This is a genomic window from Streptomyces sp. CB01881 (assembly GCF_002953255.1).
Classification (GTDB): Bacteria; Actinomycetota; Actinomycetes; order Streptomycetales; family Streptomycetaceae; genus Kitasatospora.
Window position 1 is genome coordinate 6,935,780 of the sequence record NZ_CP026498.1, and the last position, 14,419, is coordinate 6,950,198.

Annotated in this window: 11 protein-coding genes and 1 tRNA gene; 11 read left to right on the top strand and 1 reads right to left on the bottom strand. The window is 74.1% G+C overall.

From position 1 onward, the window contains the following. The first annotated feature begins 220 nt into the window (after positions 1-220). The 8 genes from C2142_RS20105 to C2142_RS20140 all read left to right on the top strand — a co-directional run bounded on the left by C2142_RS20105 (position 221) and on the right by C2142_RS20140 (position 9,619). Positions 221-2,011, top strand: a complete 1,791-nt coding sequence (locus C2142_RS20105; protein WP_148643942.1) for a trypsin-like peptidase domain-containing protein — start codon at positions 221-223, stop codon at positions 2,009-2,011. Between the two features lie 63 nt (positions 2,012-2,074). Next, positions 2,075-2,162, top strand: a tRNA-Ser gene (locus C2142_RS20110). A 196-nt stretch (positions 2,163-2,358) separates the two neighbouring features. Then, positions 2,359-3,474 (top strand): peptidoglycan-binding protein, encoded by a 1,116-nt coding sequence (locus tag C2142_RS20115; RefSeq protein ID WP_206670991.1) that lies wholly within the window; start codon positions 2,359-2,361, stop codon positions 3,472-3,474. Between the two features lie 152 nt (positions 3,475-3,626). Continuing rightward, complete coding sequence (locus C2142_RS20120; RefSeq protein WP_148643943.1) at positions 3,627-4,457, top strand: MerR family transcriptional regulator; 831 nt, start codon at positions 3,627-3,629, stop codon at positions 4,455-4,457. Between the two features lie 86 nt (positions 4,458-4,543). Beyond that, entirely contained in the window at positions 4,544-5,836 is a 1,293-nt protein-coding gene (locus C2142_RS20125; protein WP_148643944.1) for an MFS transporter, read from the top strand. Positions 5,837-6,193: 357 nt separating this feature from the next. Continuing rightward, positions 6,194-7,558, top strand: coding sequence for an FAD-linked oxidase C-terminal domain-containing protein (locus C2142_RS20130; protein ID WP_148643945.1), 1,365 nt, complete (start codon positions 6,194-6,196; stop codon positions 7,556-7,558). A gap of 500 nt (positions 7,559-8,058) precedes the next feature. Further along, positions 8,059-8,406: a hypothetical protein gene (locus C2142_RS20135; protein ID WP_148643946.1), complete on the top strand. Its 348-nt coding sequence runs from the start codon at positions 8,059-8,061 to the stop codon at positions 8,404-8,406. 442 nt (positions 8,407-8,848) lie between these two features. Next, positions 8,849-9,619 (top strand): pyridoxal 5'-phosphate synthase, encoded by a 771-nt coding sequence (locus C2142_RS20140; RefSeq protein ID WP_241002682.1) that lies wholly within the window; start codon positions 8,849-8,851, stop codon positions 9,617-9,619. A 182-nt stretch (positions 9,620-9,801) separates the two neighbouring features. Here C2142_RS20140 and C2142_RS20145 read toward each other — a convergent pair whose 3' ends face one another. Next, positions 9,802-10,896 (bottom strand): EamA family transporter, encoded by a 1,095-nt coding sequence (locus tag C2142_RS20145; RefSeq protein WP_241002683.1) that lies wholly within the window; start codon positions 10,894-10,896, stop codon positions 9,802-9,804. A gap of 152 nt (positions 10,897-11,048) precedes the next feature. Here C2142_RS20145 and C2142_RS20150 point away from each other — a divergent pair, with 152 nt between their 5' ends. From C2142_RS20150 to C2142_RS40090, 3 genes are all read left to right on the top strand, one after another. Then, positions 11,049-11,915, top strand: coding sequence for a DUF1906 domain-containing protein (locus tag C2142_RS20150; protein ID WP_162002510.1), 867 nt, complete (start codon positions 11,049-11,051; stop codon positions 11,913-11,915). Positions 11,916-12,052: 137 nt separating this feature from the next. Then, positions 12,053-13,309 carry a hypothetical protein gene (locus tag C2142_RS20155; protein ID WP_148643948.1) on the top strand — a complete coding sequence of 419 codons (1,257 nt, stop codon included), beginning with the start codon at positions 12,053-12,055 and terminating at the stop codon, positions 13,307-13,309. A 198-nt stretch (positions 13,310-13,507) separates the two neighbouring features. Continuing rightward, positions 13,508-14,413: a hypothetical protein gene (locus tag C2142_RS40090; protein ID WP_241002684.1), complete on the top strand. Its 906-nt coding sequence runs from the start codon at positions 13,508-13,510 to the stop codon at positions 14,411-14,413. Positions 14,414-14,419 lie beyond the last annotated feature (6 nt).

Consider the following 14,419-nt stretch of genomic DNA (forward strand, 5'->3'; position numbering starts at 1 on the left):
CAGGGGTGTAGGCCAAGGCCAGACGTCTGGCGGTCCGCATCGCGGGACGTCGGGAGCGGTGTCGCGGAGGCGGTTGCGGGGGCGTCGCGGGGTCGCGGCCGGGGGTGCTGTTGGGCCGGGCTAAGGATTCTTATGAGTTCTTCAGAAGGGTCCTTACGGCAATCGAATCGAGTGTGCGAAAAACTATGGTTGTTGGTCCTGTCAGCTATGGAGGTCGTCCGTGAGCACCGAGCGCGAGGTTGGGTCCACCGGGCCGCAGGGGGAGCAGCCCTCCGGCGGCCAGGGGGTGGTGGGTCCCGCTCATGACGGTCCGGCGCAGTCCGCGTCCGCCGGCCCCGCCCCCGCAGAGGCGCCCGAGGCCGACTACACCCTGACCGACGCCGCGGCGGGTACGCCGGCCGCCCCGGCCGCCGGTGGGTCGACGCCGACGCTGGCGTTCAGCAAGGTGACCGCACCCGAGCCGGCCCCGGCCCCTGCGGCCCCTTCTGCCCCTGCGGCCCCGGCTCCCGCTCCGGCCGACAACGGCTACATCGACGCCCCGCCGCCGGTCCTGCCGCCCGCCCCGCCCGCGCCCGCCGCCCACGCGGCCCCCGCGCCCGCCGCTCCGGCCGGCAACCCGTACGCCGCCCCGGCCGCTCCCGCGGCGCCCGCCACCCCCGTCGCGGCGGCCGCCCCCGGCCACGACCCGTACGGCGCCCCGGCGGCACCCGGCGCGCCCGCGGCCCCCGGCCAGCACCACCCGTTCGGCGCCGGCCAGCCGCTCGGCGGCTGGGGCGTGCACGACGCCACCGGCGGCGGTGCCGGCACGCCCGGCGGTCCCGGCTACCCCGGCGGCCCGCTCGGCTACCCGGGCGAGTACCCCGCCACCCCCGAGCCCGGCGGCCCGCGCAAGAAGCGCGGCGGCCTGATCGCCCTGATCGCCGCCGTCGCCCTGGTCGCCGGTGTGGCCGGCGGCGCGCTCGGTGTCGCCGTCGCCGACCGCGACGGCAACGGCATCCTCGCCTCGGACGACCACCGGAGCACCACCGTCCAGGCCAGCAGCCCGCAGAAGAACGAGCCCGCCCCCGGCTCCGTCGCCGGCATCGCGCAGAAGGCGCTGCCCAGCGTCGTCACCATCAAGGCGCAGGGCAACGGCGAGTCCGGCACCGGCACCGGCTTCGTCTTCGACACCGAGGGCCACATCCTCACCAACAACCACGTCGTCGCCCCCGCCTCCAACGGCGGCAAACTGACCGTCAAGTTCGCCGACGGCACCTCCTACAGCGCCTCCGTGCTCGGCCGCGCCGAGGGCTACGACGTCGCCGTGGTCAAGCTCGACAACCCGCCGAAGGGCAAGCTGGCGCCCCTTCCGCTGGCCGACTCCGACAAGGTCAACGTCGGTGACTCCACCATCGCCATCGGCGCCCCGTACGGCCTGGAGTCCACCGTCACCACCGGCATCATCAGCGCAAAGGACCGCCCGGTCGCCTCCGGCGACGAGACCGGCGCCCAGTCCTCGTACATGAACGCCCTGCAGACCGACGCCTCCATCAACCCCGGCAACTCCGGCGGCCCGCTGCTGGACTCCAGCGGCGCGGTGATGGGCATCAACTCGGCGATCCAGTCCAACACCTCCAGCAACGGCCGGGCCGGCAGCATCGGTCTCGGCTTCGCCATCCCGATCAACCAGGCCCGGTGGGTCGCCGACACGCTGATCAAGAGCGGCAAGCCCGTGTACGCGAAGCTCGACGTCCTGCGCAACGACGACTACAAGGGCGACGGCGCGCAGATCCAGACACGCGACATCCAGGGCACCCCTGCCGTCACCCCCGGCGGCGCCGCCGACAAGGCCGGCCTCAAGCCGGGCGACGTCATCACCAAGCTCGGCGGCAGCCCGATCGAGAACGGTCCCGCCCTGGTCAGCAAGATCTGGACCCACAAGCCCGGCGAAACCGTCGACGTCGAGTACACCCGCAACGGCCAGACCTTCACCACCAAGGTCACCCTCGCCGAGCGCGTCGGCGACAGCTGACCCGCCACCTCCCCAAACCCGGTGCACCGAACCCCGCCGGACCCGTTAGGCTGACCTCCGCCTGGAGAGCTGCCCGAGCGGCCTAAGGGAACAGTCTTGAAAACTGTCGTGGCGTGACCCGTCACCGTGGGTTCGAATCCCACGCTCTCCGCTGGTAGGAGAACCACCTGCTCAAGGCGGGTGCCGACGTCGAGTCGGCACCCGCCTTCTGCGTTTCCGGGCCGAGGAGTGGTGTCCGGTTTCACCTGAACGGGGGGTTTGGGGCGGGGGTGTCCTCTCGTGGGGCGCGAGGTCTCGTTTGCCGGGAGTAAGGGGCGGACCGCCCTGGGCCCGGCGAGGAGAGACGGATGGCCTGGTACCCCGGCGCTGAGAAGATGGAGCTCCAGCCCGAGTCGGACGCGCAGCCGGCGATCGTGCCGACGCAGGTGATCTTCCACAGCATCGCGGCGCCGTGGACGCCGCGGCGCATGTACGAGTACTGGCGGGACTCGACCAACCTGGAGTCCCACTTCGGAGTCGGCTACGACGGGCACGTGGGCCAGTTCATCGGCACGCAGACCCGGGCCGACGCCAACATGTACGCCAACCGGCGGCCGGACGGCACGGGGGCGGTGAGCATCGAGTCGGCCAGCAACGACCAGCACACCGATCCGTGGACGGACGCGCAGGTCGCGGCGCTGATCGCGCTCGGGGTCTGGCTGCACCGGCAGCACGGGATCCCGGTGCGGATCTGCCGCAGCGCCGACGACCCGGGCTTCGGGTACCACCGGCTGTTCCCGGACTGGTCGGACGGCGGCACCGCGTGCCCGGGTGACGTGCGGGTGCAGCAGTTCCTGGCCGTGGTGCTGCCCGGTGTCGCCGCGGCCGTGGGCGGGACGGGTACGCCGCTGCCACCGCCGCGTTCGGACAGCGGGCCGGCCCGGTACCGGGTGACCATCAACGGTCTGGAGTACGGCTACGGCGCGCACGGCCCGCAGGTCCGGGAGGTGGGCGAGGCGCTGGTGGCCTCGGGCCACGGCTCGCACTACACGGCCGGCCCGGACGAGGACTGGCGGGACGCCGATACCCTCAACTACCAGGAATACCAGCAGAGTCTGGGCTATTCGGGGTCCGCCGCGGACGGCGTGCCGGGCGAGGACTCGCTGCGCCGGCTGCTCGGCCGGCTGCCCTCGCCGTACCGGGTCTCGCTGGCCCACATCGTCGCGGCGGCGCGGACGGACCCCGGCGCCGAGCAGGGGCACCAGACCTACGGCGGCGAGGTCCGGATCGTCGAGCAGGCGCTGGCGGACGAGGGCTTCCTGGAGCAGCGCTGGGTCGACGGCTCGCTCGGCACCATGACGGTGCAGGCGTACGCGGCGTTCCAGCGCAGCCTCGGCTACGCGGGCTCCGACGCGAACGGCATCCCCGGGCAGCGCAGCCTGCGGGAACTGGGCCAGCGACGGGGGTTCGACGTGACCGACTGAGGGGCCGGCGACCCCGCGGTCCGACGTGACCGGCCGAGGGGCGGCGGAGCGCCACGGCACGGGCGGCGGCCGGGCCGGTCGGCAGCCAGGAGGGGGAGGCGGAGCGCGGTGCTTGACCATGACACGGTGTGAGGGTCTGCACTGGAGGCATCATGTTCAACATCGGAGACTTCGCCAAGCACGGCCGGGTGTCGGTCCGCATGCTGCGCCACTACGACGCGATCGGGCTGCTGCGCCCGGCCCGTGTCGACCCGGCCAGCGGCTACCGCTCCTACGAGGCGGCCCAACTCGCCCGGCTCAACCGCGTCATCGCGCTCAAGGACCTCGGCTTCACGCTGCAGCAGGTGCTGGCCGTCCTGGACGAGCGGGTGGACGCGGCCGAGCTGCGCGGGATGCTGCGGCTGCGGCGGGCCGAACTCGCCGCGGCGATGGCGGCGGACGCCCAGCGGCTGGCCCGGGTCGAGGCGAGGCTCCGGACGATCGAGAGCGAGGGAACGATGTCAGCGCACGACGTTGTGGTGAAGCGGGTGCCGTCGGTCCGGGTGGCGGAGCTGACGGCCGTCGCGGCGAGCTACGAACCGGAGGACATCGGGCCGGTGATCGGCCCGCTGTTCGCCGAGCTCTGCCGCCGGCTGGCGGAGGCCGGGGTGGAGGAGGCCGGTCCGTCGTTGGCCCGGTACGAGGACGTGCCGGACGGGGACGGCGCGGTGCTGATCCGGGTGGCGGTCCCGGTCGCGAAGGCCGTGACCGGGGCGGGCGAGTCCGGCTTCGCGGTGGTCGACCTGCCGGAGATCGCGGAGGCGGCGACCATCGTGCACCGCGGTTCGATGGACGACGCGGTGGGGGCCTTCCAGACGCTGGCCCGCTTCATCGCCGAGAACGGCTACCGCTCCGCGGGGTACGCGCGTGAGCTGTACCTGGAGTGCCCGGACGCCCAGGCGGACTGGGTGACGGAGTTTCAGGAGCCGGTGGTCCGCGCGTAGTCCGCCGTGGGGCGGCCGGGGCCGGTGCGGGGTCGGCTGCGGCCGGGTTGCCCTCGACCAGGTCGAGGGTCCTACGGTCGGCGGGCATGGCGACCACCACCACCGAAACCACGCCCGCCGGTCCTCCCGGCCCTCCCAGCCCTCCCGGTACCGCTGCCGCACCGGCGCGGCGGGCGGCGCTCCCCGGGCCGTACCTGCTCTGGCTCGCCGGTGCCCAGGCCGGCCTGCTGGGCGACGCGGCGCTCTACTTCGCGCTGGGCTGGGCCGCGTCCGCCCACGGCGGAGGTGCGGCGGGCCTGGTGCTCACCGCGATCACGGTGCCGCGCACCGTCCTGGTGCTGCTGGGCGGCGCGGTGGCGGACCGGTTCGGGGCGCGCCGGGTGATGCTCGCCGGGGACGCGGTGATGCTGGGTGCCACGTTGGCCCTGGCGGCGGCCGCGTCCGGCTGGGGCACGCCGATGCGGCTGCTGGTCGTGGCGGCCGTCGTGATCGGCACCGTCGACGCGTTCTACCTTCCGGCGAGCGGTTCGATGCCGCGCCGACTGGTGGGCGCCGGGCAGCTGTCCCGGGCGCTCGCGCTGCGGCAGGCGGGCGGGCAGGTCGCCGCACTGCTCGGGGCGCCGCTCGGCGGCGTGCTGGTCGCGCTGGGCGGGCTGTCCGGGGCGGCGCTGGCGGATGCGGTGAGCTTCGGGGTCGTCCTGCTGGTGCTGCTGCGGGTGCGGCCGCAGGAGGGGCGGGACGAGCGGGACGAGCGGGAGCCGGGGCAGCCCGGGGACTCCCCGGGGCTGCTGCGCGAGGCGGCCGACGGCGTCCGGCTCGCGTTGGCCGACCCGCTGCTGCGGGCGGCACTGCTACTGACCGGGGCCGCCGCCGGGGCGCTGCTGCCGGTCGTCTCGTTGCTGACGCCGCTGCTCGCCCGGACGCACGGCTGGGGTGCCGGGGCCACCGGACTGGTGGCCGGCGGTCAGGGCGCCGGGGTCCTGGTGGTGGCCGGTCTGATCGCCTGGCGGGGTGCCCTGCGGCGGGCCGGGGTCGGGGCGGCGGCCGGTCTCTGCACGGCGTCGGCGGGGATCGCGCTGCTGGCCTGGGCGCCCGGCGTGCCGGCAGCGGTCGCGGGCGGCGTGGTGGCCGGGGCGGGCTCGGGCCTCTTCGCCTGCCACCTCGGCCCGCTGGTCCTCGGCGGGGTCCCGATCGGCCATCTCTCCCGCATGCAGGCGCTGTTGACACTGGTGCAGAGTGGCGCCCTGGTGCTGTCGACTGGCCTGCTCGGCGTCCTCGCCGACGCGGCCGGTGCCCGTTGGCCGACGGCGCTCTGCGCGCTGGCGACCGGTACGGCAGGGCTCGTCGCGCTGACGTCGGCCGCACTGCGCCGGGCCTGACGGGCGCCGCTGCCTGATTCCTCCGCGCAGCCGGGATGTGCGACCCGGATGCGTGGCCCGGATGCGTGGCCCGCTGTACTGCCTCTGCCGGTGCCTCTGCTGCTGCCTCTGCTGCTGCCTCTGCCGGTGCGGAGGGCGTGGGCCGTCCTCCGTCCGGGGCGGGCCGGGCCGGAGCGGCGTACTTGCCGGTCGTCCGGCCGCCGGGCAGAGTGCGGACGGAGGCGACGGGCGGCGTACGACCGCGCGGCCCGCGGCCGGGCACCAGCGGCCGACGGGCGGCGTACGACGGTCGGGCGGCGCGCGAACAGGGCGGCGTACCGCCGGACGGCGTGCGCCGGGTGGCGATCGGAGGCGGCGATGAGTGATCTGACGGACCGGCTGGCACAGGGGCTCCCGCCCGGCGCACTGGCGGTGGACCCGGATGTGATGGCCGCCTACAGCCATGACATGGCGGGATTCTGCGCTGCCGGCACCCCGGCGGTGGTGGTCTTCCCGGAGACGGTCGAGCAGGTGCAGCACATCCTGCGGATCGCCACCGAGCTGCGCGTCCCGGTGGTGCCGCAGGGCGCCCGGACCGGGCTCTCCGGCGCGGCCAACGCCGTCGACGGCTGCATCGTGCTGTCGATGGTCAGGATGAACCGGATCCTGGAGCTCGACCCGGTGAACCGGATCGCGGTGGTCGAGCCCGGCGTGGTGAACGCGGAACTGTCACGCGCAGCAGGAGAGTTGGGGCTCGCCTATCCGCCGGACCCGTCGAGTTGGGAGTCCTGCACCATCGGCGGCAACATCGGCACCGGCGCGGGCGGGCTCTGCTGCGTGAAGTACGGCGTCACCAGCGAGTACGTGCTCGGGTTGGACGTGGTCCTGGCGGACGGGAGGCTGCTCTCCACCGGGCGCCGGACGGCCAAGGGTGTCGCGGGCTACGACCTGACCCGGCTGCTGGTCGGTTCGGAGGGCACGCTGGGGGTGGTGGTCCGGGCGGTGGTGGCCCTGCGGCCCGCGCCCGCACCGCAGTTGGCGCTGGTTGCGGAGTTCCCGAGCGCGGATGCGGCGGGCGCCGCGGTCTGCGAGGTGATGGCGCGCGGGCTCACGCCGTCGCTGATGGAGCTGATGGATTCGGTGAGCGTCCGGGCGGTCAACGAGCTGGCGCAGATGGGGCTTCCGGAGTCGACGCAGGCACTGCTGCTGGTGGCTTTCGACGGAACGGATCCGGCGGCCGAGCTGGCGGTGGTGGGGGAGATCTGCCGGGCGGCCGGCGCGACCGAGGTGGTGCCGGCCGACGACCAGGCCGAGTCCGAAATGCTGCTGGAGGCAAGGCGGTTGGCGCTCCCGGCACTGGACCGGCTGGGCACCACGATGATCGACGACGTGGCGGTGCCGCGCTCCCGGCTCGCCGAGATGCTGAACGGCGTGGCCGCGATCGCCGAGCGGCACGAGCTGACCATCGGGGTGGTGAGCCACGCCGGCGACGGCAACACGCACCCGATCGTCATCTTCGACGCCGCCGACCCCGAGGAGTCGGCGCGGGCCCAGCGGTCCTTCGACGAGATCATGGCGTTGGGGCTGGAACTGGGCGGCACGATCACCGGGGAGCACGGGGTCGGGCTGCTGAAGCGGGACTGGCTGGCGCGCGAGTTGGGGCCGGTGGCGGTGGAGCTCCAGCGCCAGGTGAAGGCGGTCTTCGACCCACTGGGCATCCTCAATCCCGGGAAGGCGGTCTGAGTCGCGGGCTGAGTCGCGGCCAGGGCTGGGGCCGGGAGATCTGCGCTGTGGGCTGACCGGTGGCCTGAGCTGCGGAGTGGGCCATGGCCTGCGTGAAATAGGATTGTTGGAATAGTCGCAGGATGGCTGGATATATCGACACGGTACGGTCGCGCGACCTTTGGGGGCGTGATTGGTCGGGATTCGCGCCAGGGTGGTGTGACGGGTTCTCCGTGTGCCCCCCGTGCGCTGTTCGCGATGGTCTCGTTTCTTGCCGTCGCTCGGGCAAAATCCTAGGTGGATGGCGGTGTATCGGCGCGCTTTCCGTTTGGACTGCCGTTATTCCCCGCCGCCCTGAATATCACGCTAACGGGCGAAACTGCCGCCCCAAGGTGGCGCTTTGTCGATTTGTTGCGGAAGTCTGTCCCTCGGCGTCGCAGCCCGCTGGCGTTCGTCTGGCCGACGAACTCCCGCACCCAATGCACGAATACCCGACTGACAGCTTTTTTGGAGGCAGATCCATGGCGCGTATCCACATCCGCAATCGCCATCGCAATCGCCGGCTTGCCGGTCTTCTGGTCGCCGCTCCGCTCGCGGCCGGTCTGCTGCTCGCGGGTGCCGGCTCCGCCGCCGCCGACAACGGTGCGGCGGCCAACGACGGCTCCAGCAGCGGCGTGGTGTCGAACGTGGGGACGGGCAACGTCTTCGGCTCCGTCGACGGCAACTACGTCTCCACCCAGCAGACGGCCACCGGCGCCGGTGCCTCGAACCAGGCCAACACCCTCGCGGTGAAGGACAACACGGGCGTCATCCTGGCCGGCCAGTCCAACAAGAACGTCAACCTCGTCTTCGCCCCGGTCTTCCACTGACCGGAACGGGTACCACCGCCGGCGGGGGCGCCGGGGGTGGGTGGCCGCAGGTGCACTGAGCATCCGCGGTGCGGCTCGAAGCGAGACGACTCGATGCAGCGAACGACCGGGTAGCGGAAAGGGTCACCGCGAACCGGCCTCGTGGGCGGTGCCGATCGACGGCGCCGCCCACGAGTGTGTCCGGGGGCGGGCCCTCCCGGTACGCACCGGCGCCCGCCCGGGCGCGCGCCCGACCGGCTGTCCGACCGCCCGCCCGGGCGTGTTCCCGACCGTCCCGCCCGACCGCCGGCCCGACCGCCGCGAACCCCGTCGGGCCAGGGCGCGCGCGGAGCCGTCACCCCTCGGCGGTACGGTTGCGCTCCGACAGCGCACCCCGTGCCCGGGCCCTCGGAGGCCCGTCCGGCGAGGGGCTGCGGCCGCGGCAACCGGAAGGAAGGGTGCGATGGCAGCGGAGGAGGAGGGCCTGAAGGGCCCGGGCGAGGCCAGGCCTGCACCGGGACCGGAAACGAGGCCCGAACCGCGGCTGGAGCCGAGGCCCGAGCCCAGGTCCGTACCCGAGCTGCTGCTCGGCCGCCCGCCGATGGCCCGCCCGCTGCCGTCCTTCGACGCCGAGGCGGCCCCGGCCGAGCCCGGCCCGCTCTTCGTCGACTGGCTCGCCACCGCCCTCGCGGCCGGCGTCCTGGACCCGCAGGTCGCCACCCTCTCCACGGTCGACGCCGACGGCCTTCCGGACGCCCGGGTGCTGGTGCTGCGCGACGTGGACGCGGCCGGCACCGGTTGGGTCTTCTCGGCCGCCGCCGACAGTCCGAAGGGCCGTCAGCTCGCCGACCACCCGGCCGCCGCGCTCACCCTCTACTGGCCGCCGCTCGGCCGCCAGGTCAGGGTCCGGGGCACCGTCGAGCGTGCCGCCGACCAGGTCGCCGGCGCCGAGTTCGCGACCCGCTCCCCGGATGCCCGGATCGGCGCGCTGGTGGGCCGGCAGAGCGAGCCGCTGGCCTCCCTGGCCGAGTACGACGAGGCGGTCGCGGTCGCCCGCCGCCGTCTGGAAGCCACGCCGGACGCGGTCGCCGCGGGGCACGCCGTCTACACGCTCTGGGCCCACGAGGTGGAGTTCTGGCAGGGCGACGCGGACCGCCGCCACGTCCGGCTGCGCTACACGCGGACGGGGCCGGTCCGCACCCCGGAGTGGTCGCGGACGCTGCTCTGGCCGTAGGACGCCTGCCGGTGAGGCCCTGACCGGTTACGTGCTGACCGGTCAGCGCCTCCCGCTTGCACGCCGACCGGTGAGGCGCTGACCGGTTGCGCGCCGACCGGTGAGGCATCGGCCGGTTGCGCGGCGGCCGGGCGGCGCAGGCCCGCCCAACCCCGCCCGACCGGCGCCCCGCCGCGTTCGGCTCAGCGCCGCCCGGTCAGGGTGGCTCCGACGCTGGCGGCCACCACGCAGCCGATCCCGGCCAGCTGAGCCGCACCGAGCAGCTGTCCCAGCACCACCAGCCCGACCAGTGCACTGACCGCCGGTTCCAGGCTCACCAGCACGCTGAAGACCCGCTGCGGCATCCGCCGCAGCGCCGTCATCTCCAGCGCGTACGGGATCACCGGCAGCAGCAGCGACACCCCGGCGACCGAGAGCAGCAGCACCAGCGGTGAGGCGCCCGGCGCGGTCAGGCCGTCCCAGGCCTGGCCGAGCCCGAACGGCGCCAGCGTCAGCGCGCCCACCGTCATCGACACGGCGAGCCCCTGGAAACCCTGGAAGGCGGCGCCGACCTTGTCCGTGAACAGGATGTACGCGGCGTAGCAGGCGGCGGCGCCGAAGGCGTACATCAGGCCGACCGGGTCCAGCCCGGCCCCGCCGCCGCCCTCGCCGAGCAGGGTCAGCAGGGCCACGCCGCCCGCCGCCAGCAGCGCCCAGAGCAGGTGGCTGGCCCGGCGCGCGAAGACCAGCGCGACCGCGAGCGGACCGAGGAACTCGATGGTCGCGGCGGTGCCCATCGGCAGCCGGTCGATGGCCCCGGCGAACAGCAGCGTCATCCCGGCGGAGGCCATGCCGAGCAGGCCGGCGGCGGCGAGGTCGCGCGGACGGCGGCCACGCAGCCGGGGCCGGGTGGCGGCGAGCAGGATCACTGCTGCGAAGCCCAGCCGGAGGAAGGTCGTGCCGCTGACCCCGAGCGGGCCGAACAGCGGCTTGGAGAGGGCGATGCCGAGCTGGACCAGGAACATCGCGGTCAGACAGAAGAGCGGCGCCGGGATCCTCCCCCGGCCTTCGGCCGGGGGGTCCCCCATCGGGCGCCGCAGGAAGTTCGGGAACCGCCGGCCGGTGGGCCGGCCGGGGTGCGTGCCTGGTGGTGTCTCGGGGCCGGGCGCCCCGCCTCGTCGCCAGCTGCCGCGCTCGCCGGCGGGCTCGCCCTTGGGGGCGGGCGGCATGGCAAGGGCCTCGGCGACGGCGGCGGCCGGCAGCGGGGCGGTGGTTTCGCTGGGGTTGAGCGTGGGCATGGTGGCGAGTTTGCCGTAAGGAGTGATGTGGCTGCAAGCTCGTTACCAGAATCGGGACGGATGTGGACGGGTGCGCCCGAAAGGGTGGGCTTCTCCGGCGCCCGCGGCGCGGCTGCCGCATTCGTCCGATGGTCCGTCAGTATCAATGCCAGGTGCGCTATCTCCGCCCGGCGGCCATGGCCGCCGCCTCCCTCGTCCTCCTGCTGGCCGTCGACGGGACGGATGTGGGCGCCCCGGCGGCCGCCGCCATGCCCCGCATCCGGGCCACCGTCCTGCCCGACCGGGCCGGACCCCCGCCCGCCCGCACCCGCGAACCCTTCAGCGGCGCCGCCTTCGACGCCTGCACCGCACCGCCGCTCGACACCCTCCGCGCCTGGCGCGGCGTCTCCCCGTACGGCGCGCTCGGCATCTACACCAGCGGTGCCCAGCGCGGCTGCACCCAGCCGAGGCTCACCGCCGACTGGGTCCGCCAGGCCCGTGCGATGGGCTGGCGGTTCCTCCCCGTGCACGTCGGCCTCCAGGCGCCGTGCAGCGATCTCAAGAACAAGCCGAACCGCATCGACCCGGCCCGCGCCGCCCAGCAGGGCCGGGCCGAGGCGGGCGAGGCGGTCGGCGGCCTCATGGCCGTCGGGTTGGGCGCGGGCAGCCCGGTCTTCCTCGACATCGAGGCGTACCCGCTGCACGACCCGGTCTGCGGGCAGGCCGTCGTCGACTTCACCCTCGGCTGGACCCAGGCCCTGCACGCCGCCGGCTTCAGCTCCGGTTTCTACTCCAGCCTCGACTCCGGCATCGCCGACCTCGCCGCCGCAGCCCGGGCCGGCAGCTCCCCGATGCCCGACACCCTCTGGTACGCCCGCTGGAACGACCAGGCCGACACCGCCGGCGGCGGCGCCCTCACCCCCGAGCTCTGGACCGACCACCAGCGGGTCCACCAGCACCACGGCAACGTCGAGGAGACGTACGGCGGTGCCACGCTCACCATCGACCGCAACCAGGTCGACGCCCCGCTGGCGGGCTGACGGCCCAGCACCGGTGGGTGGATAGGGTGTCCCGTCGACTCGATCAGCTTGATCAGCTTGATCAGCTTGATCAGCTCCATCGGCTCGATCGGCAGAGCGCGATCAAGCAGAGCGCGATCAGACATAGGGGGACGGGCGTGTCGGACGGTCAGGGGTACTACGGCGGGGCGGGCGGGCACGGCGGCGTGCCGCAGCCGGACCCGTACCCGCAGGGTGTGCCGCACTCCAACCCGTACGGGCACGGCGGCGTGCCGCAGCCGAACCCGTACGCGCAGGGTATCCCGCAGCCGAACCCGTACGCCCAGCCCGTCCCCGCCCCCCGGGGCACCCCGTACCCGCAGCCGGTGCCCGCGCAGTTCGTGCCGCCGCAGCCCGTGGCCGCGTACCCCGCGCCTGCCGTGCCGCAGTCCGTGCGCGCTCCCGCGCCCCCGGGCACCGACTACCCGGGCCCGGCGCCGCGCCGCAGCCGGACCGGTGTGCTGGTCCAGTTCACCCTCCAGTGGATCTACGCACCCCTCTGGATCGCGGCCCTGGTGTCCCTCTTCGTGATCCTGCTCTGGACGGGTGCCAGCGGTCCGACCGGCTCCGACTCCTGGCTGAAGGTCAACCGCACGTTCATCCCGCCGCGCCGTCTCAAGGCCGAACTCACCGGTCGGCCGGACGTCTGGGAGCGGTACCTCACCCCGATCCTCGAGCGGCGGATCCGCGAGGCCGAGGCGAGGCACGCCGCCGGTGACGGTGAGGTCGGCGACGACCTCGCCCGCACGATGCGGGTCAAGTTCTCGGTCCGCCTCTACCGGGGCATCGGCGCGGCCGGCGTGGTGCGGCTCGCCGAGCGGTACGGCTGGGAGGGCGGGTCCGTCGGGGGCGACCCGGACCGGGTCTGGATCCGCCGCGTCTTCCCCGCCCCGCCCCGGGTGCCCGCTCCCGGCCCGCAGGACCCGCCGGCCGCCCCCGGCACGCCGTGGGGTCCGCGACCGGGCCGGTTCGCGCTCCTGCTGCCGCTGATGTTCGTGCTGCAGATCGTCTACGTCCCCGTCTACGGGGTGCTCAGCCTGCTGGCCTTCTGGGTGACCCACCACGAGCCGGACTACTGGGAGCGCTGGGGCGCCCGTTGGACGGTCGGGCCGCGCGCCTTCTGGGCGGAGCTGTCCGGCAGCGCAGCCGCCTGGGACCGTCACATCCGCCGCATCCTGGCCCGCGACACCCGCCGCAAGCCCGGCTCCGCGGGCGCGGCCCTTCCGGCCCGCATCCGCATCAACCTCGCCACCTACCGCGGCGCCGGGGCTCAGCAGGTTCTGCGCATCGCCGCCGAACAGGGGTACGCCCTCGACCCGGCCTACATTCCGGAGCCCGAGGCCTGCGTCCGCCTCTACCGGCCGGACCAGGGCTGACCTGCCGTCATCCGGTCTGCAGCCGTCGCGCCTGCGGTCGTCCTGCCCGTCGGTGTCCCGTCTGCCGTTCTCCCGCCTGCCGTCATCCAGTCTGCCGGTGAGCCGGGTCGGACCCTTCTCGTAAGACCACGGTCCGACCCGAAAGTGACGACCGTGCTCCGATGTGCCGGGGTGGGGCGCCGCCGCATTGTTGGCCCCATGAAACCCGCCACGTCGGTCTCCTCAGTCTCCTCGGTCTCATCGGTCTCATCGGTCTCATCGGTCTCCTCGGCCTCCTCGGTCTCCTCGGCCTCCTCGGCCTCCTCGGCCTCCTCGGCCTCCTCGGCCTCCTCGGCCGTCTCCGCCCCCGCTCTCGCCCCCTCGTCCACCTCAAGGGGCACCCGCCCCAAGGCCCATGAGCCTCCCGCCACCTTCCCGGGCCGCTGGGTCGGTGGTGTCTCCCTCGTCGTCGGGCCGCTCCTGCTCCTGGCCGGTGTGCTGCTCCGCGTCCGGTACGACTTCTTCTACCCCTCCCAACTCCGTGCCTATGAACGGCATCCCACCCTCATCACCACCTCCTACAGTGCCTTCGGGGCCGGTTGTGTCCTGCTCTCCCCGGGCATCGTGCTGCTCGCCTCCCGGATAGCGCGGCAGCGGCGTGAGCTGGCCTTGTGGGGTGGCACCCTGGCGGTGCTCGGCCTGTCCGCGCGGACCTTCCACGCGGGTGTCGACCACCTCGCTTTCCAACTCGCTGCACAGGAGGGCGCAGAGGCAGCGATCCGTACGGTCGGTCAGGCCTACGGCGCGTTCCACGTCTTCAGCACGCTCAACGCGGCCATCCTCGGCGGCTGGGTCCTGCTGGCCCTCGGCGCGCACCGGTCCGGGGTGCTCGGGCCGTGGCGGGCCCTTGCGCTGGCGCTGACCGCGGTGCTGCCGCTCGGGGTGCTGAAGGGGACGTCGCCGGGTTCGTTCGTCGCGGTGGCCGGGCTCTGCCTCGCGCTGGTCCCGCTCGGGGTCTCCGTCCTCCGGTCCGGTCCACTGCCGGCGCGTCGTGTGGCCGTCGGGCGGCTGCTGCTCGTCGGGGCCGCCGGCACTGCGATGTTCCTTCTCGGGCAGGCAGGATGAGGCCGC